Annotated in this window: 28 protein-coding genes; 18 read left to right on the forward strand and 10 right to left on the reverse strand. The window is 71.6% G+C overall.

The features are described from left to right. Nucleotides 1–41 precede the first annotated feature (41 nt). Both tal and tkt read right to left on the reverse strand, forming a co-directional pair. A complete protein-coding gene (gene tal / locus OP18_RS16345) occupies nucleotides 42–1,151 on the reverse strand; it encodes a transaldolase (protein ID WP_033359749.1) in 1,110 nt (369 codons plus the stop codon). A gap of 31 nt (nucleotides 1,152–1,182) precedes the next feature. After that, entirely contained in the window at nucleotides 1,183–3,324 is a 2,142-nt protein-coding gene (tkt, locus tag OP18_RS16350; RefSeq protein WP_033359808.1) for a transketolase, read from the reverse strand. Between the two features lie 539 nt (nucleotides 3,325–3,863). On the opposite strand from tkt, the gene OP18_RS16355 reads away from it, so the two are divergent. From OP18_RS16355 to OP18_RS16380, 6 genes are all read left to right on the forward strand, one after another. After that, nucleotides 3,864–4,769 (forward strand): heme o synthase, encoded by a 906-nt coding sequence (locus tag OP18_RS16355; RefSeq protein WP_052386827.1) that lies wholly within the window; start codon nucleotides 3,864–3,866, stop codon nucleotides 4,767–4,769. 298 nt (nucleotides 4,770–5,067) lie between these two features. Next, complete coding sequence (locus OP18_RS16360) at nucleotides 5,068–5,391, forward strand: hypothetical protein (protein ID WP_033359810.1); 324 nt, start codon at nucleotides 5,068–5,070, stop codon at nucleotides 5,389–5,391. An 18-nt stretch (nucleotides 5,392–5,409) separates the two neighbouring features. Next, entirely contained in the window at nucleotides 5,410–6,330 is a 921-nt protein-coding gene (locus OP18_RS16365; RefSeq protein ID WP_389253341.1) for an ATP-grasp domain-containing protein, read from the forward strand. Beyond that, nucleotides 6,327–7,163 (forward strand): undecaprenyl-diphosphate phosphatase, encoded by an 837-nt coding sequence (locus OP18_RS16370; protein WP_033359750.1) that lies wholly within the window; start codon nucleotides 6,327–6,329, stop codon nucleotides 7,161–7,163. The genes OP18_RS16365 and OP18_RS16370 overlap by 4 nt, the downstream gene beginning before the upstream one ends. Nucleotides 7,164–7,194: 31 nt before the next feature. Continuing rightward, on the forward strand, nucleotides 7,195–7,818 hold the full coding sequence (locus tag OP18_RS16375) for a fibronectin type III domain-containing protein (RefSeq protein ID WP_033359751.1): 624 nt from the start codon (nucleotides 7,195–7,197) through the stop codon (nucleotides 7,816–7,818). 24 nt (nucleotides 7,819–7,842) lie between these two features. Further along, on the forward strand, nucleotides 7,843–8,604 hold the full coding sequence (locus OP18_RS16380; RefSeq protein WP_245635396.1) for a TIGR03089 family protein: 762 nt from the start codon (nucleotides 7,843–7,845) through the stop codon (nucleotides 8,602–8,604). Between the two features lie 56 nt (nucleotides 8,605–8,660). Here OP18_RS16380 and OP18_RS16385 read toward each other — a convergent pair whose 3' ends face one another. Together OP18_RS16385 and OP18_RS16390 are read right to left on the reverse strand one after the other, a co-directional pair. After that, the gene (locus tag OP18_RS16385) at nucleotides 8,661–9,797 is read right to left on the reverse strand and encodes a lyase family protein (protein WP_052386817.1); all 1,137 of its coding nucleotides are present in this window, start codon (nucleotides 9,795–9,797) and stop codon (nucleotides 8,661–8,663) included. Nucleotides 9,798–10,094: 297 nt separating this feature from the next. Then, nucleotides 10,095–10,385 (reverse strand): hypothetical protein, encoded by a 291-nt coding sequence (locus tag OP18_RS16390; RefSeq protein WP_156089559.1) that lies wholly within the window; start codon nucleotides 10,383–10,385, stop codon nucleotides 10,095–10,097. A gap of 132 nt (nucleotides 10,386–10,517) precedes the next feature. Here OP18_RS16390 and OP18_RS16395 point away from each other — a divergent pair, with 132 nt between their 5' ends. The 3 genes from OP18_RS16395 (at nucleotide 10,518) to OP18_RS16405 (ending at nucleotide 12,160) form a co-directional block, all read left to right on the forward strand. Next, the gene (locus tag OP18_RS16395) at nucleotides 10,518–10,895 is read left to right on the forward strand and encodes a VOC family protein (RefSeq protein ID WP_033359753.1); all 378 of its coding nucleotides are present in this window, start codon (nucleotides 10,518–10,520) and stop codon (nucleotides 10,893–10,895) included. Between the two features lie 64 nt (nucleotides 10,896–10,959). Further along, nucleotides 10,960–11,676 carry a DUF4184 family protein gene (locus OP18_RS52580; protein WP_162189800.1) on the forward strand — a complete coding sequence of 239 codons (717 nt, stop codon included), beginning with the start codon at nucleotides 10,960–10,962 and terminating at the stop codon, nucleotides 11,674–11,676. Then, complete coding sequence (locus OP18_RS16405; protein WP_033359754.1) at nucleotides 11,627–12,160, forward strand: GNAT family N-acetyltransferase; 534 nt, start codon at nucleotides 11,627–11,629, stop codon at nucleotides 12,158–12,160. The genes OP18_RS52580 and OP18_RS16405 overlap by 50 nt, the downstream gene beginning before the upstream one ends. On the opposite strand, the gene OP18_RS16410 is transcribed toward OP18_RS16405, so the two are convergent. Further along, complete coding sequence (locus tag OP18_RS16410; protein WP_389253366.1) at nucleotides 12,127–13,080, reverse strand: COX15/CtaA family protein; 954 nt, start codon at nucleotides 13,078–13,080, stop codon at nucleotides 12,127–12,129. The two genes, OP18_RS16405 and OP18_RS16410, sit on opposite strands and share 34 nt — an antisense overlap. A gap of 192 nt (nucleotides 13,081–13,272) precedes the next feature. Here OP18_RS16410 and OP18_RS16415 point away from each other — a divergent pair, with 192 nt between their 5' ends. The 8 genes from OP18_RS16415 to OP18_RS16450 all read left to right on the forward strand — a co-directional run bounded on the left by OP18_RS16415 (nucleotide 13,273) and on the right by OP18_RS16450 (nucleotide 19,842). Next, nucleotides 13,273–13,953, forward strand: coding sequence for a helix-turn-helix transcriptional regulator (locus tag OP18_RS16415; RefSeq protein WP_389253348.1), 681 nt, complete (start codon nucleotides 13,273–13,275; stop codon nucleotides 13,951–13,953). Next, entirely contained in the window at nucleotides 13,950–15,356 is a 1,407-nt protein-coding gene (gene sufB / locus OP18_RS16420; RefSeq protein ID WP_033359755.1) for a Fe-S cluster assembly protein SufB, read from the forward strand. Before OP18_RS16415 ends, sufB begins: the two co-directional genes overlap by 4 nt. After that, on the forward strand, nucleotides 15,353–16,516 hold the full coding sequence (gene sufD / locus OP18_RS16425; protein ID WP_033359756.1) for a Fe-S cluster assembly protein SufD: 1,164 nt from the start codon (nucleotides 15,353–15,355) through the stop codon (nucleotides 16,514–16,516). Before sufB ends, sufD begins: the two co-directional genes overlap by 4 nt. A gap of 184 nt (nucleotides 16,517–16,700) precedes the next feature. Then, nucleotides 16,701–17,027 carry a non-heme iron oxygenase ferredoxin subunit gene (locus OP18_RS16430; RefSeq protein ID WP_033359757.1) on the forward strand — a complete coding sequence of 109 codons (327 nt, stop codon included), beginning with the start codon at nucleotides 16,701–16,703 and terminating at the stop codon, nucleotides 17,025–17,027. Continuing rightward, nucleotides 17,024–17,803: a Fe-S cluster assembly ATPase SufC gene (sufC, locus tag OP18_RS16435; RefSeq protein ID WP_033359758.1), complete on the forward strand. Its 780-nt coding sequence runs from the start codon at nucleotides 17,024–17,026 to the stop codon at nucleotides 17,801–17,803. Before OP18_RS16430 ends, sufC begins: the two co-directional genes overlap by 4 nt. A gap of 4 nt (nucleotides 17,804–17,807) precedes the next feature. Then, nucleotides 17,808–19,058, forward strand: a complete 1,251-nt coding sequence (locus tag OP18_RS16440) for a cysteine desulfurase (protein ID WP_052386819.1) — start codon at nucleotides 17,808–17,810, stop codon at nucleotides 19,056–19,058. Beyond that, complete coding sequence (sufU, locus tag OP18_RS16445; RefSeq protein ID WP_033359760.1) at nucleotides 19,055–19,519, forward strand: Fe-S cluster assembly sulfur transfer protein SufU; 465 nt, start codon at nucleotides 19,055–19,057, stop codon at nucleotides 19,517–19,519. The genes OP18_RS16440 and sufU overlap by 4 nt, the downstream gene beginning before the upstream one ends. Beyond that, entirely contained in the window at nucleotides 19,516–19,842 is a 327-nt protein-coding gene (locus OP18_RS16450) for a metal-sulfur cluster assembly factor (RefSeq protein ID WP_052386820.1), read from the forward strand. Before sufU ends, OP18_RS16450 begins: the two co-directional genes overlap by 4 nt. Here OP18_RS16450 and OP18_RS16455 read toward each other — a convergent pair. The 5 genes from OP18_RS16455 to ypfJ all read right to left on the reverse strand — a co-directional run bounded on the left by OP18_RS16455 (nucleotide 19,832) and on the right by ypfJ (nucleotide 23,357). After that, nucleotides 19,832–20,386, reverse strand: coding sequence for a permease-like cell division protein FtsX (locus OP18_RS16455; protein ID WP_033359761.1), 555 nt, complete (start codon nucleotides 20,384–20,386; stop codon nucleotides 19,832–19,834). The two genes, OP18_RS16450 and OP18_RS16455, sit on opposite strands and share 11 nt — an antisense overlap. After that, entirely contained in the window at nucleotides 20,383–20,871 is a 489-nt protein-coding gene (locus tag OP18_RS16460; RefSeq protein WP_033359762.1) for an RNA polymerase sigma factor, read from the reverse strand. The genes OP18_RS16455 and OP18_RS16460 overlap by 4 nt, the downstream gene beginning before the upstream one ends. 125 nt (nucleotides 20,872–20,996) lie before the next feature. After that, a complete protein-coding gene (locus OP18_RS16465; RefSeq protein WP_033359763.1) occupies nucleotides 20,997–21,632 on the reverse strand; it encodes a LysE family transporter in 636 nt (211 codons plus the stop codon). Between the two features lie 109 nt (nucleotides 21,633–21,741). Beyond that, entirely contained in the window at nucleotides 21,742–22,416 is a 675-nt protein-coding gene (locus tag OP18_RS16470) for a DNA alkylation repair protein (protein WP_245635397.1), read from the reverse strand. Further along, nucleotides 22,413–23,357: a KPN_02809 family neutral zinc metallopeptidase gene (gene ypfJ / locus OP18_RS16475; protein ID WP_033359765.1), complete on the reverse strand. Its 945-nt coding sequence runs from the start codon at nucleotides 23,355–23,357 to the stop codon at nucleotides 22,413–22,415. The genes OP18_RS16470 and ypfJ overlap by 4 nt, the downstream gene beginning before the upstream one ends. A 209-nt stretch (nucleotides 23,358–23,566) precedes the next feature. On the opposite strand from ypfJ, the gene OP18_RS16480 reads away from it, so the two are divergent. Continuing rightward, complete coding sequence (locus tag OP18_RS16480) at nucleotides 23,567–25,165, forward strand: ABC-F family ATP-binding cassette domain-containing protein (protein ID WP_033359766.1); 1,599 nt, start codon at nucleotides 23,567–23,569, stop codon at nucleotides 25,163–25,165. The last annotated feature ends 3 nt before the right edge of the window (nucleotides 25,166–25,168 follow it).

A 25,168-nucleotide genomic window follows, 5' to 3' on the forward strand; every position in this document is an offset into this window, starting at 1 on the left:
CCGCACCCTCCACAAGAACCAGCCTAGTGACTTGCGAGCCCTTACTTGGCGGCTTCCAGCGCGGTCCTCACCGTTTCGATCATCTCGTTGCCGCTGACGCTGAACTTCTCGACACCTTCGCGCTCCAGCACCTGCACGACGTCGTCGTAGTCGATGCCGATGGCGGCGAGGTCGTCCATGACCTGCTGCGCCTCCGCGTAGGAGCCGGTGATCGCGTCGAGGCGGACCTCGCCGTGGTCGGCGAACGCGTGGATGACCGACTCCGGCATGGTGTTGACCGTGCCGGGCGCCACGAGCTCCTCGACGTAGATCACGTCGCGGTACTCGGGGTTCTTCGTCGAGGTCGAGGCCCACAGCGGCCGCTGCGGCAGCGCGCCGGCGTCGGCGAGGGCCTGCCAGCGCTCGGACGAGAACAGCTCCTCGTACTTCTTGTACGCGAGCTTCGCGTTGGCGATCGCGGCCTTGCCCTTGAGCGCCTTCGCCTCGTCGGAGCCGATCTTGTCGAGCCGCTTGTCGTACTCGGTGTCGACGCGCGACACGAAGAACGACGCGACCGAGCCGATCTTGGACAGGTCGTGGCCGTTGGCCTTCGCCTGCTCGAGGCCGGCGAAGAACGCGTTCATGACGGCCTCGTAGCGCTCCAGGGAGAAGATCAGGGTCACGTTGACGCTGATGCCCTCGGCGAGCACGGCGGTGATCGCCGGCAGGCCCTCCTTGGTCGCGGGGATCTTGATGAACAGGTTGGGCCGGTCGACGAGCCACCACAGCGCCTTCGCCTCGGCGACGGTGCGGGCGGTGTCGGCGGCGAGGCCCGGGTCGACCTCGATGGAGACCCGGCCGTCGACGCCCTTGCTGGCGTCGGCGGCGGGCTGCATGACGTCGCAGGCCCAGCGCACGTCATACGTCATGAGCGTGCGCATCGCCTCGTTGACCTGCGCGTCGCGCAGGGCGAGGTCCTTGACCTGGTCGGCGTAGTCCTCGGCGGAGGACAGCGCCTTGGCGAAGATGGTGGGGTTGGTGGTGACGCCCACGACGTGCTGCTCACGGCGCAGCTTGTCGAGGCCGCCGCTGCTCAGCCGCTGCCGGGAGAGGTCGTCGAGCCAGACCGCCACACCCGCGGCGGAGAGCTCGGCCAGCCGATCGGAACTCATCGCAGTGCTCCTCTTATCCAGTTGCCGGTGCTCAGTTGCCGGTGGTGGTGCCGGTGATCTCGCCGACCTTCGCGAGCGAGGCGTGCGCGGCCGCGACGACCGTGTCGACGGTGAAGCCGAACTGCTCGAACAGCACTGTGTGCGGGGCGCTGGCACCGTAGTGCTCGATGCTCACGGCGGCACCGTGGTCGCCGAGGATGTGCTGCCAGGACATGGCGATGCCGGCCTCGACGGTGACCCGGGCCTTGACCCCGGTCGGCAGGACCCGCTGGCGGTACGCCAGGTCCTGCTCCATGAACCACTCCTGGCAGGGCATGGACACGACCCGGGTCGGGGTGCCCTCCTCCTCCAGGCGCCGCTGCGCGCCGACGGCCAGCTGCACCTCGGAGCCGGTCGCGATGATGATCACCTGCGGCTGCCCGTTGGAGGCGTCCTTGAGGATGTAGCCGCCCTTGGCGGTGCCTTCCGCCGGCGCGTACTCCGTGCGGTCCAGGATCGGCAGGTTCTGCCGGCTGAGGGCCAGGGCGACCGGGTGGTCGGTGACCTCCAGCGCCCGCCGCCACGCCCACGCGGTCTCGTTGGCGTCGGCCGGGCGGACCACGGCCAGGCCCGGGATGGCGCGCAGCGCGGTCAGGTGCTCGACCGGCTGGTGCGTCGGGCCGTCCTCGCCGAGGCCGATCGAGTCGTGCGTCCACACGTACACGACCGGCAGCTTCATGAGGGCGGCGAGGCGCACCGCGGGCCGCATGTAGTCGGAGAACACCAGGAACGTGCCGCCGTAGGGCCGGGTCGGGCCGTGCAGCTTGATGCCGTTGAGGATCGCGCCCATGCCGTGCTCGCGGATGCCGAAGTGCAGCGTGCGACCGTACTCGTTGCCGGGGAACGCCTTCGTGGCGAACTCCGAGGGCAGGAAGGACGGCTCGCCCTCCATCGTGGTGTTGTTGCTCTCGGCCAGGTCGGCGGAGCCGCCCCACAGCTCGGGCAGCACCCCGGCGAGGGCGCCGAGCACGTCGCCGGACGCCTTGCGGGTCGCGACGCCCTTCTCGCTGGCCGGGAACTCCGGCAGCGCCTTCTCCCAGCCGACCGGCAACTGGCCGGAGAAGAGCCGGTCCAGCAGCGCGGCCCGCTCGCCGGCGGTGGCCTTCCACGACTCGAAGCCCTTGTCCCACTCGGCGTGCAGCTCGCGGCCGCGCTCGATCGCGGCGCGGGTGTGCGCGAGGACCTCGTCGGACACCTCGAACGTCTGCTGCGCGTCGAACCCGAGGACCTGCTTGGTCGCGGCGACCTCGTCGGCGCCGAGCGCCGAACCGTGGATCTTGCCGGTGTTCTGCTTCTTCGGGGCGGGCCAGCCGATGATCGTGCGCAGCGCGATGAACGACGGCCGGCTCGTCTCGGCCTTCGCCGCCTGGATCGCGTCCCACAGCGCCTGGACGTCCTCGGAGTAGACGCCGTCGCCGGCGTCGTGGCCCGCGCGCCAGTCGACGGTCTGCACGTGGAAGCCATACGCCTCGTAGCGGGCGGCGACGTCCTCGCTCTTGGCGACCTTCGTGTCGTCCTCGATCGAGATCTCGTTGTCGTCGTAGATGACGACGAGGTTGCCGAGCTTCTGGTGACCGGCGATCGCGCTGGCCTCGTGGGTGATGCCTTCCTCGATGTCACCGTCGGAGCACAGCACGTAGACGTGGTGGTCGAACAGGCTCTCACCGGTGGGCGGCTCGGGGTCGAACAGGCCGCGCTCGCGGCGGGCCGCCATCGCCATGCCGACCGCGTTGCCGAGGCCCTGGCCGAGCGGGCCGGTGGTGGTCTCCACACCGGCGGTGTGCCCGTGCTCGGGGTGGCCCGGCGTGAGGGAGCCCCACTGCCGCAGCGACTTGAGGTCGTCCAGGCTCAGGCCATAGCCGGCCAGGTAGAGCTGGATGTAGAGGGTCAGGCTCGAGTGTCCACAGGAGAGCACGAAGCGGTCGCGGCCGATCCAGTTGGGGTCGGTCGGGTCGTGCCTCATGACCTTCTGGAACAGCAGGTAGGCCGCGGGTGCCAGGCTCATCGCCGTGCCGGGGTGGCCGTTGCCGGACTTCTCGACGGCGTCCATGGCGAGGACCCGGACCGTGTCGACGGCGCGCCGGTCGACGTCGGACCAGGAAAGCTCGGGACCCTTGACCTCTTCAGCGCTCACGGCTGTGCTGCTCCTGTCGAACGAGGGTTTGTCAGGGCTGTTCAGGTCGACCCTACCCACGAACGGGTAGCCCCACGCGCAGTCGACCATGTTTCGGACATCGGCGACACTGCCTGCGGCAACGGTAGTCGATGGCGGCATTGCCTCCCATGGCCGCGCGACTGCGCTGATGTGTGACGTCGGCAGCAAACCTTGATCGGTTCAGCCCTGCGCGAAACTTTTGTCCGCCGGGAGCAATGCCTGGTGGCCGGTGGACGGGTACAGGCCGCGCCCGGGACGTCTGTGCCGGGGTCCCGTCTGGCCTGCGTTGATCCTGTTCTAGGATGCGAGAGCCCGCCGGTCTCGGCGGGACCCTCGGCTCCGCCGTGTCCCTCCCGCGCCGTCACTCCGGCCGGGCCTGGACGGCATGCGGCGCTCAGGTGCGGCCGATGCCGGAAGGTGGCTCTCCAGACGTGACGCAGCTCGTCGACCGTGCGGCGGTCCCCCAGAGCACGGCGGCGGACGTTTCCGGGCCGGTCCGCCCGACCTCGGCGGCGGCACTGGCCAGGGCGCAGCAGGCGGCCGGCCGGGCCGGCGTCGGCGCGGTCGTCAAGGCCTACGTCTCGCTGACCAAGCCCCGCATCGTCGAGCTGCTGCTCATCACGACGGTGCCGGCGATGCTGCTGGCCGAGCGCGGCGTGCCGTCGCTGTGGCTGATCGCCGTGGTGCTGGTCGGCGGGTCCCTGGCGGCCGGCGCGGCCAACGCGCTCAACTGCTACATCGACCGCGACATCGACCCGCTGATGAAGCGCACCTCGCGGCGCCCTCTGGCCACGCACAGCATCACGCCCCGGGCGGTGCTGACCTTCGGCCTGATCCTGGCGGCGCTGTCCACGGTGCTGATGGCCACCTTCACCAACCTGCTCGCCACGCTGCTCACCGTCGGCGCGATCGCCTACTACGACCTCGTCTACACGCTGTGGCTGAAGCGCACCACCCCGCAGAACACGGTCTGGGGCGGCGCGTGCGGCGCGGCGCCGGTGCTCATCGGCTGGGCCGCCGTCACCGGCGGGCTGGCCTGGCCGGCGTGGGTGATGTTCGCCGTCGTCTTCCTGTGGCAGCCGCCGCACTTCTACGCCCTGGCGATCAAGTTCAAGGACGACTACGCCCGCGCCGGCATCCCGATGCTGCCGGTCGTGGCGAGCATGCGCCGCGTCGGGCTGGAGACGGTCGTCTACAGCTGGCTGACGGTGGCCGCCTCGGTGGCGCTGTGGCCGTTCGGCATGACCCCCGTCTACGGGGTCGTGGCGGTCGTCGTGGGCGCGATGCTGCTGCTGGAGGCGCACCGGCTCGACGGTCGGGCCCGCCGCGGCGAGCCGCTGAAGCCGATGCGGCTGTTCCACTGGTCGGTCACGTACCTCACGCTGCTGTGCGTGGCGATCGGCGTGGACGTCTTCATCCAGTAGGTTCGGTCGCACGCCTGCCGCAGCGTCCCCCGCAGGCGTGACACGGCCTCCGCGAAATGCGGATCTAAGCGGGACTTAACCCGGAAACGCCCGAATTTTTGGCACACCGCGCGCCGGTATGCGCCACGTGATGCACGTCTCTTATTCCGGTCACCGATAGTGCGCCCGAATATCACGTTTTAGCGGGTTCTGTCCGGGCAAAACGAACGTGCGGTGAACTAAACCTGTCAGTAACTACGATCACAACAGGGCGCTGGTTCACCCCCGGGACGCGGGTTACCCCTTTAGTGTGGCCGTCATGGCAGATGGTTCCGATACGACGATGACCCTGAGCCGCCCGGTGCCGGGCAGCCTGATCTCCGGCATCAAGTCCTTCGCGGAGGACCACGGCGGCGCCAAGGCAGTCATCGAGTATGTCGGCCGGCGCGGTGCCCGCATCGTGCTCGTCGGAGAGGACGGCGTCTGGGGCGACCAGATGGCCGAAGGCACCGACATCGCACGCTCCGCCTGCGTGCAGGCCGGTGTCACGATCGAAAACGGCTGGGAGCGCGAGCTGCTCGAGCAGATGCGGCCCAGCAACGACCTCTGGCGCTCGATGGGGCGGCGTGTCCTTTCCCGCTGAGGTCGGTATCTTCGCTGCGTGATCAATGAACAGTCATATTCCGCGACCCGGGCCGGTGCCCGGGTCGCTCTCGTTACCTGCGCCGAGCTGCCGGACCTCGACGCCGACGACCAGAGCCTGATCCCGGCACTGGCCGCCGCCGGGGTCACCGCCGTCCCCGCCGTCTGGGACGACCCGACCGTGGACTGGCCCGCGTTCGACCTCGCCGTCGTGCGCAACACCTGGGACTACCCGAGGCGCCGCGCCGAGTTCACCGCCTGGGCGGCGTCGGTGCCACACCTGGCCAACGCCGCCGACGTGATCGCCTGGAACACCGACAAGCGCTACCTGCGCGAGCTCGAGCGGGCCGGGATCCCGATCGTCCCCACCACCTGGCTGGACCCCGGCGACCCGACGGACGTGCTGGACACCCTCGACGCCGCGGAGATCGTGGTGAAGCCGGCGGTCAGCGTCGGCAGCGTCGACACCGGCCGTTACCGGCTGCCGGAGCAGGCCGGCCTCGCCGCCGCGCACGTCGCGCGGCTGCAGGAGGGCGGGCGGACCGTCATGGTCCAGCCGTACCTCGCCGACGTCGACACCGACGGCGAGACCGCCCTGCTGTTCATCGGCGGCGGGTACAGCCACGCGATCCGCAAGGGACCGATCCTCACCGGGCCCGACGTCGGCGTCGAGACGCTGTACCAGGAGGAGTCCATCACGCCCAGGACGCCGTCGCCGGCCGAGCACGACCTGGCCGCCCGGGTCCTCGCCGCGCTGCCCTTCGACCCGGCGTCGCTGCTCTACGCGCGCGTCGACCTGCTGCCGACGCCCTCCGGCGACCCGGTCGTCATCGAGGTCGAGCTGACCGAGCCGTCGCTGTTCCTGACCACCGCCGACGGCGCCCCCCAGCGCCTCGCCGCGGCGGTCGTCGCGGCCGTCGACCACGCGGCCCGCCCGTGAACATCTTCGAGGCGGTCCTGCTCGGTGCGGTCGAGGGGCTGACCGAGTTCCTGCCGATCTCCAGCACCGGCCACCTCACGATCCTCGAGAAGCTGCTCGGATACTCGATCGACGACCCCGACATCACCGCCTTCACCGCGATCATCCAGACCGGCGCGGTCCTCGCCACCGCGTTCTACCTGCGCCACGACATCGCCAGAATCGTCCCGGCGTTCTTCCGCGGGCTGTTCGACAAGGGCCGCCGCGACAACGCCGACTACCGGTTCGCCTGGTCGGTGATCCTCGGCTCGATCCCGGTCGCGATCATCGGCCTGCTGTTCAAGGACCAGATCGAGACCACGCTGCGCAGCCTGTGGTTCGTCGGCGGGGCGCTCATCGCCTTCTCCGGGGTCATGTGGTTCGCCGACCGGGCCGCCACCCAGCAGCGCCACGAGGCCGACGTGACGTGGAAGGACACGCTCGTCATCGGCACCGCGCAGGCCCTCGCCCTGATCCCCGGCATCTCCCGCTCGGGCGCCACCATGTCGGCGGGCCTGCTGCGCGACTTCGACCGGGTCACGGTCACCAGGCTGTCGTTCTTCCTGTCGATCCCGGCGCTGTTCGCCGCCGGCGTCCTGCAGATCGCCGACGAGCACGAGAACATCGCCACCGGCGTCGGCTGGCCCGCCACGATCGTCGCGACCCTGGTCAGCGGCGTCGTCGGCTACACCGCCGTCGCCTGGCTGCTGAAGTTCGTCGCGCGGCACACGTACACCGTCTTCATCGTGTACCGGGTGGCGCTCGGCACGCTCGTGCTGGTCCTCGTCGGCACCGGCACGATCGAGGCGACCTAAGATCCCGGCCCGGGCCGCCGATGAACCCCATGTGAAGCGGCGGCTCGGCGCGGCCCTCGTCCTGGCCTCGGCTCTGCTCAGCGGCGTGGCCGGGTGCGGCGCGCTGCCCGGCCTCGGCGGCGGCCCGGACGGCTCGGGCGCCAAGAAGGACGGCAAGGTGCTCGACCTGCCGGAGCGCACCGTGTACTCCAAGGGCGACGCCGTCGACCCGTCCGCGGGCCTGACCACCGGCGCCCCGGTCCGCGGCCCCCTCGCGTCGATCTCGCCGCTGCCGAAGGTCAGCCGCGCCTACCCCACCCCGAGCCTCAGCCCGACCGAGTGCACCGGCGTCGTGCGCCCCGGCGTCGTCAACGGCGCCGAGGTGGTCCCGGGCACCACGTCGGCGACCGTCAGCTGGTGGAACGTCGGCGATCCCAGCCTCGTGGAGTACCAGCTGACCTGGATGTCGCAGGAGCTGCTCATCGGACCCCAGCCGGGCTGGACCTGGCAGTCGGTGCCGCCCGGGAAGGGCTGCACCCGGGTCACCACGACGGTCACCGGCCTGATCTCGCAGACCCCGTACGTGTTCGTCGTGCACGCGGTGCTGAAGAAGTACGAGTCGCTGCCGCCGACGGCGCCCGAGGTGGCCCGCTCCGAGGCGGTCATGATGCTCTGACGCCGGCTTCGCTACGGTGGTCGGGTGACTGACGCCTCGCAGCTGGCCCGGCCGGCCGGCGCGCGCCCCGCCGGGGCGGACGCGCCGGTGCTCACCCAACACGAGCCGGACGGCCGGCGCACCGCACTGACCGCGGCGCAGCTCGGCGGCTGGGCTGCCCGCACCGCCGGGCTGCTGCACGACTGCGGCCTCGGCGCCGGCAGCCGCGCCGCGGTCCTGCTGCCGCCGCACTGGCGCACCGCGGCCGCGCTGCTCGGCGCCTGGTCGCTGGGTGTGACCGTGTCGTTCCAGCTGGCCGCGACCGCGGGGCTGCCGGCCGTCGGCCCGGACGCGGGTGTGCCGTTCGACGTGGTGTTCGCCGCCAGGGAGCGGCTCGGCTCGTGGCTGGAGGACGTCCCCGACGCGCCGCACCGGTTCGTGTTCGGCGACGGCGGCGCGACCCACCGCGACCCGCGCGACGTCATCGGCTACCGCGACTTCGAGGCGGCGGTCGCGGCCTACCCGGCGGACGTGCCGGCGCCCGCCCTGGTCCGGACCGGCTCGGCGGCCAGCGGCGACGGCACCACGTACGGGCAGTGGGGCAGCATCGCCCGGGAGATCGCCGAGCGGCAGGACCTGCGCGCCGGGGACCGGGTCCTGATCGACGCCACCGAGCATGAGCACCCGGTGAAGTGGCTGCTCGCGCCGCTGTCCGTGGGGGCCTCGATCATCCTGTGCGGCGACCCGGCCCGGCTGGACGAGATCGCCGCCGCGGAAGGCGCCACCCGGATCTTCGGCGGCGCGTAGCCCCTCGGCGACGCGCGGTGCCGGGGTTATGGGCGCCGCGCCGCCGGTACGCGCGGTCAGAGCCCTTTCGCGTGCGCCTGGAGGGCGCGGTCCACCAGTACACCGGCGGCATCCGGCGATTCGGCCGGCCGGCCGCGGCGGGCGAGGTTGCCGCGCATGACGTCCGGGTGCACGAGCAGCCGCTCCAGCGCGGTCCGCAGCCACGACGCCGCGGAGCCGGTGCACACGAACAGCTCCCGCAGGGGCCGCCACTCCGCGTGCCAGGCACCGGCGGCGCGTTCGTGCTCGTGGGCCATCGCGGCGAGAAGGCTGGCGACGAGGCCCGGCGCGGAGCCCGCGCTGCCGAGGGCGCAGACGGCCGCGACCGGGTCGCGCCGGTCGGCCGCCGCCGAGCCGCCGGCGGCCTCGTCGACCTCGTCCTGCGCCATGAGGGTCAGGTCCCGGGCGACCTTCGCCACGATCCCGGCGGCCGCGCCGAGCGCCCCGGCGAGGTCCGCGATCCGGGTGCGCTCGGTGTGCCAGGGCAGCACCGGCTCACCGAGGCCGAGGATCGTGGCGAGGCCCTCGACGAGGTCCGGCCCGTCGTCGCCGAACGGGGCGAGGGTCCCCGCGGCGCCGCCGAGCTGCACCGCGAGCCGCTCCCGCCGCACCTGGTCCAGCCGCCGGCGGGCGGCGTCGAGCCCGCCGAGCCAGCCCGCCGCCTTCAGCCCGAACGTCGTGGGCACCGCCTGCCGCAGCAGGGTCCGGCCGATCATGCGGGTGTCGCGGTGCTCGCGGGCGAGCCGGGCGGCCTGGTCGGCGCACGCGGCGAGATCGGCGAGCAGCGGCCGCAGTGCCTGCGCCGCGACGAGCATGCCGGCGGTGTCCAGGACGTCCTGGCTGGTGGCGCCGAGGTGCACGGACGGCCCGGCCGGGCCGGCGAGGGTCCGCAGCGTCTCCACCAGCGGCACGACGGGATTGCCGCTGGCCTCGGCGCGGGCGCCGAGGTCGGCCGCGTCGAAGTGCTCGGGCCGGGCGCAGGCGGCGATCGCGTCGGCGTCGGCCTGGGGGATCAGGCCGCTGAACGCCTGCACCTGTGCCAGGGCCGACTCGACCTGCAGCATCGCGGTCAGCCAGGCCTCGTCACCGACGGCCGCGGCGACCTCGCCGCGGGCCAGCACGCCGTCGAACAGGCTCGAAGAGTTCGGTTTCATGGTCGCCCCGGAGGTGTCGTGCCCGCCCTGGAGGTGTCGCGCCGCCGGAGGTGGAGGCTCGTGCGGATGGTGTCGGGCCGGTCGCCGCCGCTCGCCGTGACGGGCGTCCCGCGGACCGCGGTGCCGGAAGATCGCGATCACGACTCTATCGAGCCGCCGTGCGGCGATGTCCGACAATGCCGGATCACGGCGGCCCGGCCCGGCGGGGTCGCCGGCAGCCGCCGTCACCGGAGTGCGGCGAGACGGCGGCCCGGGCGCCGGTGCCCGGGCCACGGTCCGGTGGCCGTGCCGCGGCGGCTACAGGAAATCGGTGAATCCCGGGCGGAACCGGTCGTCCGGCTTGCCGAACGTGGTGAAGACCAGGCCGCCGCGCGGCTCGACCCCGGGAAGGTGCTCGGTCATACGATGCTGTTCAACGACGCATGCCAATGCCTCTTGCAGGTCCGATTCCAGCTGGTGGACCGCCTCCTCGAGGTCCTCCTCCTTGCGTGACCAGTTGATATCGGCCTCGCGAAGCTGCTGTCCGGCCAGCTTGGCGATGGTCGACGGGTCGTTCACCGCGACTTCCAGGCGGCAGTAGATCTGCATGATGAGCGGTTCCGTGTGCCCCATTGCACGAGGGTTACACATGAAAGATCTATGGCCAAAGAACGTGCAGATGAATTTACATCACGGCAATGCGCGCTCCGCCGTGTTTCTTTCGCCGCCTAAGGTACGGGCATGGTGTCGTTCATCCGCAACGTTTCCTTCGACAGCGCCGACGCGTACGCCCTCGCCTCGTTCTGGGCGGGGGTGGTCGGTCACCCGGTCCACCCCGACTGCGCCCCCGGCGACGAGGAGGTCGTCATCGAGCCGCCCGGCGCGCCGCGGCTGTTCTTCCAGACCGTGCCGGAGCCCAAGACGGTCAAGAACCGGGTGCACGTGTGCCTGCAGCCCGGCGACCGCCCCCGCGACGCCGAGATCGAGCGGCTGCTGGCGCTGGGCGCGGTCCTGGCCGCCGACCACCGCGACGCCGGCGGGGGCGGCTGGGCGGTGCTGCTCGACCCGGCCGGCAACGAGTTCTGCGTGACCCGCGCGGAGGACGAACGGCACCCGTGAAGATCCTGTGCGGGTCCGGTGCACGCGGGCCGGATCCGGCGGCCGGTGCGGCAGTGTCGGCGGCGTGCCCGCGACTCTGCCGACGCATCCCCTGGCCGTCCTGCCGCTGAAGCTGTGGCGCCCGCGCTGGTTCGACGGCGTCGCCCTCGCCGTCGGCGCGACCGCGCCCGACATCGCGTACGCGCTGGGCGGCGCCCTCGTCGTGCGCAGCCACACGGTCGCGGCGATGTTCTGGTGGGGGCTGCCGGTCACGATGCTCACCGCGTGGCTGGTCCGCCTCGGCGCGCCGTCCGTGGCGGCGCACCTGCCGGGGGCGCTGCGGGAGTACGGGGTGCTGCGCCGGGTGCGCCACCCGTGGTGGGTCACCGTGGTGTCGGCGCTGCTCGGCGACGCCAGCCACCTGCTGTGGGACCTGGTCACCCACCCCGGACCGGGCGTGGTCGCGCAGTGGCGGCTGGTGCGCGACGTGAGCGACTACGCCGCGCTGCTGCTGTTGCCGCTGTTCCTCTGGTACGTGGGGCGCCGCCACCTGATCCGGCGGTGGCACGGGCCGGCCCCGGCGGTGCCCCGGCGGCCGCTGCTGTTCTGGTCGGTCGCGGTCGAAACGTTCGCGGCGGGCGCGTTCGTCACGGGCCGGCTGGAGTACTTCGGCCCGCACGTCTTCATCGTGCGGCTGATCGTATCGGCCATGATCGCTCTGCTGGTGGCGTCCGTGGCACTACACTTCGTGGGTGCTCCTGGAGACAGACCGGCTGCTGTTGCGGCGGTTCCACGCGGGTGACGCCGCCGCCCTCGCCGCCTATCGTTCGGACCCGGACGTCGCCCGGTACCAGTCGTGGGACGCCCCGTTCCCGGTCGGCGACGCGCTCGCGTTCGTCACCGAGAACGCGCACCTCGACCCGGAGCGCGAGGGCTGGTTCCAGTACGCCGTCCAGGGCCGCGACAACGGGCTGCTGATCGGCGACGTCGGCGTCAACCGCGGCGACGGCGGCCGGCAGGCGGAGATCGGTTTCACGTTCGCGCCCGCGTTCCAGGGCCAGGGCTACGCGACCGAGGCCGTGGGCCGGGTCGTGCGGCACCTGCTGGTCGAGGAGGGGCTGCACCGGGTGCACGCGTCGCTCGACGCGCGCAACGAGCGCTCCGCGCGGCTGCTGGAGCGGCTCGGCTTCCGCCGTGAGGGCCTGCTGGTGCGGGCCAGCTACTGGAAGGGCGAGTGGACCGACGACCTGCTCTACGCGGTGCTCGCGTCGGAGTGGCCCTCGTAGACCAGCTCGCCCTCCGGCCGTGCGCCGGCCGGGCGTTCGGCGCGCGGGGACACCGCCAGCAGCAGCCCGAGCGTCGCGGTCCACACCAGGCAGGCGCCGAGCATGTGCAGCAGCACGACCGGCCAGGGCAGCCCGGTGAAGTACTGCACGAACCCGACCACGCCCTGGGCGAGCTCGACCGCCAGCAGCAGCGCCGCGGCCCGGGTGACCCGCAGCGGCGCGCCGAGCGCGCGCAGCCCGAGCCACATCGCCAGGGTCAGCCCGACCAGCACGAACACGGCGTCGCCGTGCAGCTGCGAGACCGTCTCGGGGTCGAAGCCGGTGCGGGCGGCCTTCGTGTCGCCGGAGTGCGGGCCGCTGCCGGTCACCACGGTGCCGAGCACGAGCACCACGGCCGACACGGCGGTGACGACGATCCCGGCGGTGCGGATCGCGGCCGGCGCGGTCCAGCGCGGCGGGACGTCACGGGTGCGGTGCCAGAACACGTACGCCAGGGCGATCAGCAGCATCGAGGCCAGGAAGTGCGCCATCACGGTCCACGGGTTGAGCGCCATGCGCACCGTGATCCCGCCGAGGACCCCCTGGAACACGATCCCGGCCATCATCCACACGCCCGCGGCGAGCAGCCCCGGCACCCGGCGGCGCTGCCGCCACGCCGCGGCCAGCGCGATGACGGCGATGAGCCCCAGGACGAAGGTCAGGGTCCGGTTGCCGAACTCGATGATCCCGTGATGCCCCATCTCCTGGGTCGTCACGTAGGACTCCTCGGTGCACCGCGGCCAGGTCGGGCAGCCCAGCCCCGACCCGGTCAGCCGGACGAGCCCTCCGGTGCACACGATCCCGATGTTCGCGACCAGTGACGCGAGCGCCGCCCGGCGCAGCACCACGGGCCGGTCGAGCAGCGACGCCAGCTTCCCCAACACCCGCCCGATACTACGCGCGGCTACATATCGCCCGTCGGCGGGTTTACTGAGGTGAGCCTTACCTTCCGTGCGTTGGATCACCCGGGAGGCGGTTTGCCAGTGTCCGGCGAATTACGTAACGTTGGTGTTGTGAAAAACGCGGAGGTGGCGCAGGGGACTGCTGCCGCTGACGCATGCCCCCCGCTCGACGTGCGCACCCGTGACCGGGTCACGGAGCTGCTGCTGCAGCAGGGGTCGGCCACCGCGACCGAGCTGGGGCTCGCCCTCGGGCTGAGCGCCGCCGGGATCCGCCGGCACCTCGACGCGATGCTCGCCGAGGGGCTCGTCGAGAGCCGGGAGCGCCCCGACCGGGGGCGCCGCGGCCGGGGGCGGCCCGCGCGGGTGTTCACGCTGACCGCCGCGGCCCGCGAGACGCTGCCGCACACCTATGACGATCTTGCCACGTCGGCGCTGCGGTGGATCGCCGAGCACCACGGCGAGTCGGCGGTCGCCGCGTTCGCCATGGCCCAGGTCGCCGGCCTCGAGGAGCGCTGCAAGGCCGCCATGGCCGAGGCCGGTGACGACCCTCTCGCCCGGGCGGAGGCCCTGGCGAAGGCGTTGACCGCCGAGGGCTACGCTGCCGGCGCGACGACCATCGCGACCGGCGGGCAGCTGTGCCAGCACCACTGCCCGGTGGCGCACGTCGCCGCCGAGTTCTCGCAGCTGTGCGAGGCCGAGACCCAGGTGATCTCCCGCCTGGTCGGCACGCACGTGCAGCGCCTGGCGACCATCGCCAACGGCGACGGCGTCTGCACCACCCACATCCCGGCGCCGATCGCTGGTGACCGACTCGATAGTGCCCGTCAAAATAGGCAAAGGAACGTGAGATGACCACTGCCGATCAGCTTGCCGGCCTCGGTCGGTACGAGTACGGCTGGGCCGACTCGGACAGCGCGGGCGCCGCGGCGCGCCGCGGCCTCAACGAGGACGTCGTGCGCGACATCTCGGCGAAGAAGAGCGAGCCGCAGTGGATGCTCGACCTGCGCCTGAAGGGCCTGCGCCTGTTCGACCGCAAGCCCATGCCGGCCTGGGGCGCGGACCTGTCGCACATCGACTTCGACAACATCAAGTACTTCGTCCGCTCGACCGAGAAGCAGGCGGCGAGCTGGGAAGAGCTGCCCGAGGACATCAAGGCGACCTACGACAAGCTCGGCATCCCCGAGGCGGAGAAGCAGCGCCTCGTCGCCGGCGTCGCCGCGCAGTACGAGTCGGAGGTCGTCTACCACAAGATCCGCGAGGATCTCGAGGAGCAGGGCGTCATCTTCCTCGACACCGACACCGCGCTGCGTGAGCACGAGGACGTGTTCAAGGAGTACTTCGGCACCGTGATCCCGGTCGGCGACAACAAGTTCGCCGCGCTGAACACCGCGGTGTGGTCCGGCGGCAGCTTCATCTACGTGCCCAAGGGCGTGAAGGTGGAGATCCCGCTGCAGGCCTACTTCCGGATCAACACCGAGAACATGGGCCAGTTCGAGCGGACGCTGATCATCGTCGACGAGGACGCCTACGTCCACTACGTCGAGGGCTGCACCGCGCCGATCTACTCCTCCGACTCGCTGCACTCCGCGGTGGTGGAGATCGTCGTGAAGAAGGGCGCCCGCTGCCGCTACACCACGATCCAGAACTGGTCGACCAACGTGTACAACCTGGTCACCAAGCGCGCCGTGTGCCACGAGGGCGCGACGATGGAGTGGATCGACGGCAACCTCGGCTCCAAGGTCACCATGAAGTACCCGGCGGTCTTCATGACCGGCGAGCACGCCAAGGGCGAGGTCATGTCGGTCGCGATGGCCGGCGAGGGCCAGCACCAGGACGCGGGCGCCAAGATGGTGCACGCCGCGCCGCACACGTCCTCGACCATCGTGTCGAAGTCGATCGCCCGCGCCGGCGGCCGCACCTCCTACCGCGGCCTGGTCCAGGTCCTGGAGGGCTCGCACCACTCGCGCTCGACGGTGAAGTGCGACGCGCTGCTCGTCGACACGATCTCCCGCTCCGACACGTACCCCTACGTCGACATCCGCGAGGACGACGTGTCGATGGGGCACGAGGCGACGGTCTCGAAGATCAGTGACGACCAGCTGTTCTACCTGATGTCCCGCGGCCTCACCGAGGACGAGGCGATGGCGATGATCGTGCGCGGCTTCATCGAGCCGATCGCCAAGGAACTGCCCATGGAGTATGCGTTGGAGCTCAACCGGCTCATCGAGCTGCAGATGGAGGGCGCTGTCGGATGAGCGCCCCCGCCCGTGCCCTTACGTTGGTCCCACCGAAGACCCGCGCGCAGCAGGTCCGCTCGTTCGACGTCGCCGACTTCCCGGCCCTCACCGGCCGGGAGGAGGAGTGGCGGTTCACCCCGCTCAAGCGCCTGCGTGGTCTCGCGACCATCGAGGGCGCCGGGGCCGTCACGGGCGCCACGGCCCCGAAGGTCGAGGCCGGTGAGCTGCCCGCGGGCGTGACCGTCGCGACCGTCGACCGCAGCGACGCGCGGGTCGGCTCGGCGCTGACCCCGTTCGACCGTGTCAGCGCGCTCGCCGCCGGTGCCGCCGCCGACGCGCTGGTCGTGTCCGTCGCGGCGAACGCCGTGCCGGAGACGGCCGCCGTGGTGCGGCTGGTCGGGTCGAGCAGCGAGGTCGCGTTCGGCCACACCGTGGTCGAGGTCGGCCGGCTGGCCGAGGCGACCGTCGTGCTGGAGCAGGTCGGCACGGTCACCCTCGCCGACAACGTCGAGGTGCTCGTCGGCGACGCGGCCAGGCTCACCCTGGTCACCGTCACCGACTGGGACGCCGACGCCGTGCAGGCGCAGCACGTCCGCTTCCGGCTCGGCCGCGACGCCAAGGTCACGCACGTGCAGGTGACCCTCGGCGGCGACGTCGTGCGGCAGTACACCAGCGTGGACTACACCGGTCGCGGCGGCGAGATCGACGCGTTCGGCCTCTACTTCGCCGATGCCGGCCAGCACCTGGAGCACCGGCTGCTGGTCGACCACTCGGTGCCGGACTGCCGCAGCTACGTGTCGTACCGTGGCGCGCTGCAGGGTCAGGACTCGCACACGGTGTGGGTCGGCGACGTGCTCATCCGCGCGGAGGCGACGGGCACCGACACGTACGAGATCAACCGCAACCTGGTGCTGACCGACGGGGCGCGCGCCGACTCGGTGCCCAACCTGGAGATCGAGACCGGCGAGGTCGCCGGCGCCGGTCACGCCAGCGCCACCGGCCGCTTCGACGACGAGCAGCTGTTCTACCTGATGTCCCGGGGCATCCCGGACGAGCAGGCCCGCAAGCTCGTGGTCCGCGGCTTCTTCGCCGAGCTGCTGCACAAGATCCCGGTCGAGTCGCTGCGCGAGCGCCTCGGCGAGGCCATCGACACGCGGCTCGAGGCGGCTGGGGCATGATGAGCAGCCCGGAGCGCAGCGGAGCGGCTGCTCGTGGTCTCTTGTCCTTGTGCTTCAGCCCGGAGCGCAGCGGAGCGGCTGCTCGTGGTCTCTTGTCCTTGTGTTTCAGCCCGGAGCGCAGCGGAGCGGCTGCTCGTGGTCTCTTGTCCTTGTGTTTCAGCCCGGAGCGCAGCGGAGCGGCGGAATGATTCGCGTGTGCGCGGCGGCCGACGTCGCCAAGGGCACCGTGCGGCAGTTCGACGTCGAGGGCACCGAGATCGCGCTGGTGCACGCCGACGACGACCACTTCTACGCCGCCTACGACGAGTGCTCGCACGCCGCGGTCGCGCTGTCGGAGGGTGAGGTCGAGGGCTGCACCCTGGAGTGCTGGCTGCACGGCTCGCGCTTCGACCTGCGCACCGGCGCGCCGACCGGCCTGCCGGCGACCGAACCGGTGCCGGTCTACCCCGTCGAGATCCGCGACGGCGACGTCTACATCGACTTGAACCCCAGTAACGGAGTGACGAAGTGAGCACGCTGGAGATCAGCAACCTGCAGGTGTCGGTGAAGCTGCCCGACGGCGAGCTGAAGCCGATCCTCGCCGGGGTCGATCTGACCGTCGGTGCGGGGGAGACCCACGCCATCATGGGGCCCAACGGCTCGGGCAAGTCGACGCTGGCGTACTCGATCGCCGGCCACCCGCGCTACGAGGTCACCGGCGGCAGCGTCACCCTCGACGGGCAGGACGTCCTCGCGATGACCGTCGACGAGCGGGCCCGCGCCGGGCTGTTCCTCGCCATGCAGTACCCGGTCGAGGTCCCCGGCGTCTCCGTCGCCAACTTCCTGCGCACCGCGAAGACCGCGATCGACGGCGAGGCGCCGAAGCTGCGCACCTGGTCGGCCGAATTGCGCGGGGCGATGGAGAAGCTGCAGATGGACCCGGCGTTCGCGCAGCGCAACGTCAACGAGGGCTTCTCCGGCGGTGAGAAGAAGCGCCACGAGATCATGCAGCTGGAGCTGCTGAAGCCGAAGGTGGCGGTGCTCGACGAGACCGACTCCGGCCTCGACATCGACGCGCTGCGCATCGTCAGCGAGGGCGTCAACCGGGTCCGTGAGTCCGGCGACACCGGTCTGCTGCTCATCACGCACTACACCCGGATCCTGCGGTACATCAAGCCCGACTACGTGCACGTCTTCGTCGGCGGGCGCATCGTCGAGGAGGGCGGCCCGGAGCTCGCCGAGCAGCTCGAGGCCGAGGGCTACGAGCGCTACCTGGCCGGTGCGGGACCGGCGAAGCACCACGCTTAGGGGAATGATGAACGCGCTGGATGTTGACGCGGTACGCAAGGACTTCCCGATCCTGGACCGGGAGGTCAACGGCAACCCGCTCGTCTACCTCGACTCCGGGAACACGTCGCAGAAGCCTCGCCAGGTGATCGACGCGGTCCGGGAGCACTACGAGCTGCACAACGCCAACGTCGCCCGGTCCGTGCACACGCTCGGCACCGAGGCGACCGAGGCGTTCGAGGGCGCCCGCGAGAAGGTCGCGGCGTTCGTCGGGGCGGGCACCGCCGCCGAGATCGTGTTCACCAAGAACTCGACCGAGGCGATCAACCTCGTCGCCCACGCGTTCACCGCCGTGGCGCAGGACCCGCGCCTGCGCCTCGGCCCCGGTGACGAGATCGTCATCACCGAGATGGAGCACCACTCCAACATCGTGCCGTGGCAGCTGCTCGCCCAGCGCACCGGCGCGACGCTGCGCTGGTTCGGCCTCACCGACGAGGGCCGGCTCGACCTGTCGCAGCTCGACGAGCTCATCAACGAGCGCACCAAGCTCGTGTCGGTGGTGCACTACTCCAACCTGCTGGGCACCATCAACCCGGTCGACGTCCTCGTCGCCCGGGCCCGGCAGGTCGGCGCGCTGGTGCTGCTGGACGGCTCGCAGTCGGTGCCGCACATTCCCGTCGACGTGACCGCCCTCGGCGCGGACTTCGTCGCGTTCACCGGCCACAAGATGCTCGGCCCGACCGGCATCGGCGCGCTGTGGGGCCGCTTCGAGCTGCTCGACGCGATGCCCCCGTTCCTCGGTGGCGGCTCGATGATCGAGACGGTCGCGATGGCCGGCTCGACCTTCATGCCCCCGCCGGCCCGCTTCGAGGCCGGCACCCCGCCGATCGCCCAGGCCGTCGGTCTCGGCGCCGCCGTCGACTACCTCACCGCGGTCGGCATGGACGCGATCCAGGCGTACGAGAAGCAGCTCACCGCCTACGCCCTCGACGCCCTGGCCGCGACGCCGGACGTGCGGGTCATCGGCCCCACCGACACCGCGGACCGTGGCGCGACGATCTCCTTCACCGTCGAGGGGATCCACCCGCACGACGTCGGGCAGATCCTGGACGACGAGGGCGTGCAGGTCCGCGTCGGGCATCACTGCGCCCGGCCGACCTGTGTGCGCTTCGGCGTGCCGGCCACCACGCGGGCGTCGTTCTACCTGTACACGACGACGGCCGAGATCGACGCGTTGGTGCGGGGGCTGGAGCGGGTGCGGAAGGTCTTCGCATGAAGCTCGACCAGCTCTACCAGGAGATCATCCTGGATCACTACAAGCGGCCGCACGGCCGCGGCCTGCGCGAGCCGTTCGACGCCGAGGCCCACCACGTCAACCCGACCTGCGGCGACGAGGTGACCCTGCGGGTGTCGGTCAAGGGCGACACCGTCGCGGACGTCTCGTACGAGGGCATGGGCTGCTCGATCAGCCAGGCCTCCGCGAGCATCCTGCACGAGCTGCTCAAGGGCGGCACGGTCACCGAGTCGCTGCGCCGGCACGAGGCCTTCGCCGAGCTCATGGGCGGCCGCGGCCAGGTCGAGCCGGACGAGGAGCTGCTGGAGGACGCGATCGCGTTCGCCGGCGTCGCGAAGTACCCCGCGCGCGTCAAGTGCGCGCTGCTGCCGTGGATGGCGTACAAGGACGCGCTCAGCAGGGCCGTCGTCGTTGATGAAGGTCCAGACGAGGAGAAGGCATGACCGCGGCGCTCGCCGACATCGAAGAGGCGATGAAGGACGTCGTCGACCCCGAGCTGGGGATCAACGTCGTCGACCTGGGTCTCGTGTACGGCATCCACGTCGACGAGGAGAACGTCGCCACCCTCGACATGACGCTGACGTCCGCGGCGTGCCCGCTGACCGACGTCATCGAGGACCAGACCCGCCAGGCCCTGTGCACCGGCCCCGGCGGCGGCCTGGTCAGCGACATCCGGATCAACTGGGTGTGGCTGCCGCCGTGGGGTCCGGACAAGATCAGTGACGAGGGCCGCGACCAGCTGCGGGCGCTCGGCTTCAACGTCTAGTCGGCGTGACGCTGCGGCAGGAGCAGATGTAGTCCGAGACGCCGTCGAGGCCGCGGACCCGCTGCTCCACCGCGTCGGACTCCCCGGCCTCGGCGATCCTGAATTGGAAGCGGGCCGTGATCGAGTCCGTCCTGGTCGCGGCCACCAGCTCCGGGGCGTCGCTGAACCGGTGCCGGAACTCCGCCCAGGCCTTGTCCTGCGGCACGTAGGTCAGGCAGTACACCTCGGGCGAGTCGCGCAGGACCTGGTCGATCCCCTCCGCCTGGGCGTCGGTGTTGGCGTGCACGAGCATGACGCGCACGTCGACGCCGGGCCGGTCGCAGCCCGGCAGCGCACCCACCTGCGAGGGCTCGCCACCGGGCGCCATCCGCCAGGCGAGCACCCCACCGCAGAGCGCGACGGCCAGCGCGGCCGCCCCGGCGGCCAGCCGGCGGCGCCGCCTGCGGGTGGCGGTGGCGTGGACCGCCGCGACCCCCTCGGGACGCAGGGCGTCGTGGGCCAGTTCGTACTCGCTGTGCAGCGCCTCGCGCAGCTGCTCGGTCATCGGCGTGCCTCCCGGAAGTCGTCGAGACTGATGGCGAGGGTGTGCCGGGCCCGGTACAGCCAGGTGCGCACCGTGCCTTCCCGCACCCGGCAGTGCTCGGCGACCTCCGCCACCGGCAGCCCCACCAGGTAGTGCAGGACCACGGCGCGCCGCTGCCCGTCCGGCAGTGCGGCGAGCGCGGCGCGGATCGCCACGCCGTGCTCGCCCGGTGCCGGCACCGGCTCGGCCCGCGCCGCGCGCTGGTGCCGCAGCGCGGTGCGCAGGCGGCGCAGGCGGGACGTGGCGAGGTTCCACGCCACCCGGCGGACCCAGGTGGCGGGCTCCTCGTAGCGGCTGATCCGGTCCCAGCGCTGCCAGGCGCGCACGAACGCCTCCTGGGTCAGGTCCCGCGCCTCGTCGAGGTCGCCGAGGTACACGCTGAGCTGTGCGGCGATCTGCCGGAACTGCGACGTGTAGCACCCGGCGAACCCTTCGGCATCCCTCATACCGACATCACGCCCGGGGCGGGTCGAAGGTCACAGCGCATCGTCAGACCGCTCAGGTCGCCGTGTCCGGGCCGCTGTCCGGGCCGCTGTCCGGGCCGCTGTCCGGGTGGCCGTCGGGGTCGCTGTCAGACCAGCAGGACGACGGCGAGGACGGCGATCACGGCGCTGGAGGTCAGTGCGGTCCACAGCCGGCCGCGGGCGCTGGTGAGCACCCTGCCCAGCAGCGTGCCGCCGCCGGCGATGACCAGCTGCCAGCTCGCCGACGCCACGAACGCGGCGAGGACCCACACGGTCTCGTGGGTCGCGGAGAGCCCGTCGTCGGCCCGGCGGCCCAGGACGAGCGCGCCGAAGTAGACGATGGTCGCCGGGTTGAGCAGGGTGAGGCCGAGCAGCGCGAAGTACGCGCCGGCGGGGCGGCTCATCCTGCCGTCGGCGTCCCTGGCCCGGGCCGCGTCATGCCGGTGCCGCAGCGCGTCGGCGGCGGTCTTGGCGGCGAGCGCCAGCAGTACCACCGCGGCGACCCACCGCAACGGGGTCGAGATGGGTGCGATCAGGCCCGCGAGTGCGGCGCCGCCGAGGACGGCGACGACCGCGTAGATCCCGTCGGCGGTGGCGACCCCGAGCGCGGCGCCGGCGCCGGCCTTCCAGCCGCTGCGTGCGGCGAGGCCCGCGATCAGGGCGCCGATGGCACCGACCGGCACCGCCACGCCGTAGCCGGCGAGCATCCCGGAGAGGATGACCTCGCCGAGGCCGGCGCTCACGACTGCTGCTTGCGGCTCGCCTCCGTCAGGGCGCCGGCCTGTCGCTTCGTCGCCTCGCCGGCAGCGGCGGGGACTGCGGGGCGGCGTCGGAAGCGAATCATGGCGTGCATCATGCCGGGGCGGGTGCGGGGTCGCCACCGATATTCTTCAGCGCCTCGCGCCGGGACAGGCCGGACAGGTCGGGGTGGTCCGCGACGTACCGGCGGACCGCGGCCGGGTCGGTCTTGGCGTACTCGCGCAGGGCCCAGCCGATCGCCTTGCGGATGAAGAAGTCCTGTTCGTGCCGCCACCTGGTGCAGTACGCGAACAGCCGCTGGGGGTCCGTGGCGGCGCGGTACCGCAGCTGGTGCAGGATCGCGGTCCGCACCACCCACAGGTCCTCGTCGGCGACCCAGGCGTCCATCGGGGTGCGGTCGGCGCGCACGACCGGACCGACGACGTTCGCGGCGAGCGCGTCCACGGTGTCCCACCACGGCCTGGTGGTGATCAGCGTGCGCAGCGTGGGCAGGGCGTCGGGGGTCAGCGTCTTCGCGTGGCGGGCCAGCAGGTCGCAGGCGAAGTACTGGAACTCGCGCTCCGGCCGCGCCCAGCACTCCAGCGCCACGCGTAGCGGGTCGGCCGGCGCGGTGAGGAACGGCCGGGCCAGCCGCCGCCGCAGCGGGCTCGGCAGGCCGAGGAACTCGAACTGGTCCCGCATGTACGCGGACATCGCCGCGGCCTGACCGGGATCGGCGTGCTCCCGGTAGACCGCGGCGATGTCGTCGATCAGTGACCCAGGGGTCACAGGCTGCTGGTCGAGAACGTGTCGCACTGCTTCGGGTCGCCGCTGTCGAAGCCGGTCTTGAACCACTTCACGCGCTGCGCCGACGTGCCGTGCGTGTAGGAGTCGGGGTTGACCCCGCTGCCGGACTTCTTCTGGATCGTGTCGTCGCCGATCGCCTCGGCCGCCTCGATCGCCTCGGCGATGTCCTTGTCGGTGATCGAGGTGAACAGCACCGCGTCGCCCTCGCGGTCCTTGGTCTCGGTGGCGTGGTTGGCCCAGGTGCCGGCGTAGCAGTCGGCCTGCAGCTCCAGCCGCACCGAGCCCGACGTCGGGCCGGTGTCGCCCTGCTGGACCTTGGCGTTGGTGCCGAGCAGGTTCTGGATGTGGTGGCCGTACTCGTGGGCGATGACGTACGGCGCGGCGAACTCGCCCTTCGCCCCGAAGCGGCTGGACAGCTCGTTGTAGAAGGTCAGGTCGATGTAGACCTGGCTGTCGGCCGGGCAGTAGAACGGGCCGACACCGGAGTCGGCCTGGCCGCAGCCGGTGTTCACCGAGCCGTTGAAGAAGTTGGTCTTCGCCAGCTGGTACTCCTTGCCGAACGCCTGGGGCATCATGCTCTTCCAGTACGTCTGCACCGAGTTGACGTAGAGCAGGTTGCGGCAGTCCGCGTTCTGGAAGCGGTCCTTGTTCGACTTGTCGCACTGCTGCTCGATGTTGCCGTTGTCGGCCTTCTGGTCGCCGCCGCCACCGCCACCGAGCATGCCGCTGCCGAAGAGGCCACCGCCGCCGCAGATCACCAGCGCCAGGACCACGAGGGTGATGATCAGGCCCATCTTGCCGCCCCCGCCGATGGGGATCGGGATACCGCCGATACCGCCACCGCCACCGCCGCCGCCGCTGGTCGACCCGCGCAGGTCGTTGACCTGGCTGCTGTCGAGATCGGCGTTGTCGTTGAACTCCATGGCACACCTCGCTGAGGGGGAATCGACCGGCGTCTGCTCCGACCGGTACCCGATGATCTTGTGACGTAATCGTGTGGCGGTGCCGGGCCGTGCGCACGGTAGGATATGCGGGTGACTTGCACGCCTCGCACGCAGAGGGAGTGACCCCGGTTCCGCACCAGGAGTCTGTCCACCCTTCCCTTTGAATACTGCGAGAGCGAGTCCTTCCTGTGATCACGACCACGGGTCTTGAGCTGCGCGCGGGCGCGCGCATCCTGCTCAGCGACATCAACCTGCGCATCCAGCCCGGCGACCGCATCGGTCTCGTGGGCCGCAACGGCGCCGGCAAGACCACCACCCTCAAGGTCCTCGCGGGTGAGGGCACCCCGCACGCCGGCAGCGTCGAGCGTCGCGGCCCCGTCGGCTACCTGCCGCAGGACCCGCGCACCGGCGACCTCGAGGTGACCGCCCGCGACCGGGTGCTGTCCGCCCGCGGCCTGGACACCATCTACGCCGAGATGAAGGCCCTCGAGGACCGGCTCGGCGACGACGAGCGGCTGATCCGGCGCTACGGGCAGCTGGAGGACCAGTTCGCCGGCCTGGGCGGCTACGCGGCCGAGGCCGAGGCGGCCAGGATCTGCGCCAACCTGGGGCTGCCCGACCGGGTCCTCGCGCAGACCATCGGCACGCTGTCCGGCGGCCAGCGGCGCCGCATCGAGCTGGCCCGCATCCTGTTCCGCGACGCGGCCGCGACCGGCGGCGGCATCCTGCTGCTCGACGAGCCGACCAACCACCTGGACTCCGACTCCATCGCCTGGCTGCGCAACTTCCTGTCGAGCCACAAGGGCGGCCTCGTCGTGATCTCCCACGACGTCGAGCTGCTCGACGCGATCGTCAACAAGGTGTGGTACCTCGACGCGAACCGCGCCACGATCGACTTCTACAACCTGAGCTGGAAGCTGTACCAGCAGCAGCGCGAGACCGACGAGAAGCGCCGCAAGCGGGAGCGGGCCAACGCCGAGAAGAAGGCCGGCGCGCTCATGGCGCAGGCCGACAAGATGCGGGCCAAGGCGACCAAGACCGTCGCCGCGCAGAACATGGCCCGCCGCGCCGAGCGCATGCTGGGCGACCTGGAAGAGGTCCGGGTCTCCGACAAGGTCGCGAAGGTCCGCTTCCCCAGCCCGAAGCCGTGCGGCAAGACCCCGCTGACCGCGTCGGGGCTGTCGAAGACGTATGGCTCGCTCGAGATCTTCGTGGACGTCGACGTGGCGGTCGACCGCGGCTCACGGGTGGCCATCCTCGGGCTCAACGGCGCCGGCAAGACCACGCTGCTGCGGATGCTCGCCGGCGAGCTGGAGCCCGACACCGGCGAGGTGCACGCCGGGCACGGCCTGCAGCGCGGGTACTACGCCCAGGAGCACGAGCAGCTCGACGTCGACCGCACCATCCTGGAGCTGATGCGCTCCGCCGCCCCCGACCAGAACGACACCGAGCTGCGCAAGATCCTCGGCGCGTTCCTGTTCACCGGCGACGACGTCGACAAGCCCGCCGGGGTCCTGTCCGGCGGTGAGAAGACCCGGCTCGCCCTCGCCACCCTGGTCTGCTCCGGTGCCAACGTGCTGCTGCTCGACGAGCCGACGAACAACCTCGACCCGATCAGCCGGGAGCAGGTCCTGGACGCGATCGCCCGCTACCCGGGGGCGATCGTGCTGGTCACGCACGACCCCGGCGCGGTGACGGCGCTGAAGCCCGACCGGGCGATCCTGCTGCCCGACGGCGTCGAGGACGCGTGGAGCGACGACCTGCTGGAGCTGGTGGAGCTCGCCTGAGCC

This window comes from Dactylosporangium aurantiacum (assembly GCF_000716715.1).
GTDB classification, from domain to species: Bacteria; Actinomycetota; Actinomycetes; order Mycobacteriales; family Micromonosporaceae; genus Dactylosporangium; species Dactylosporangium aurantiacum.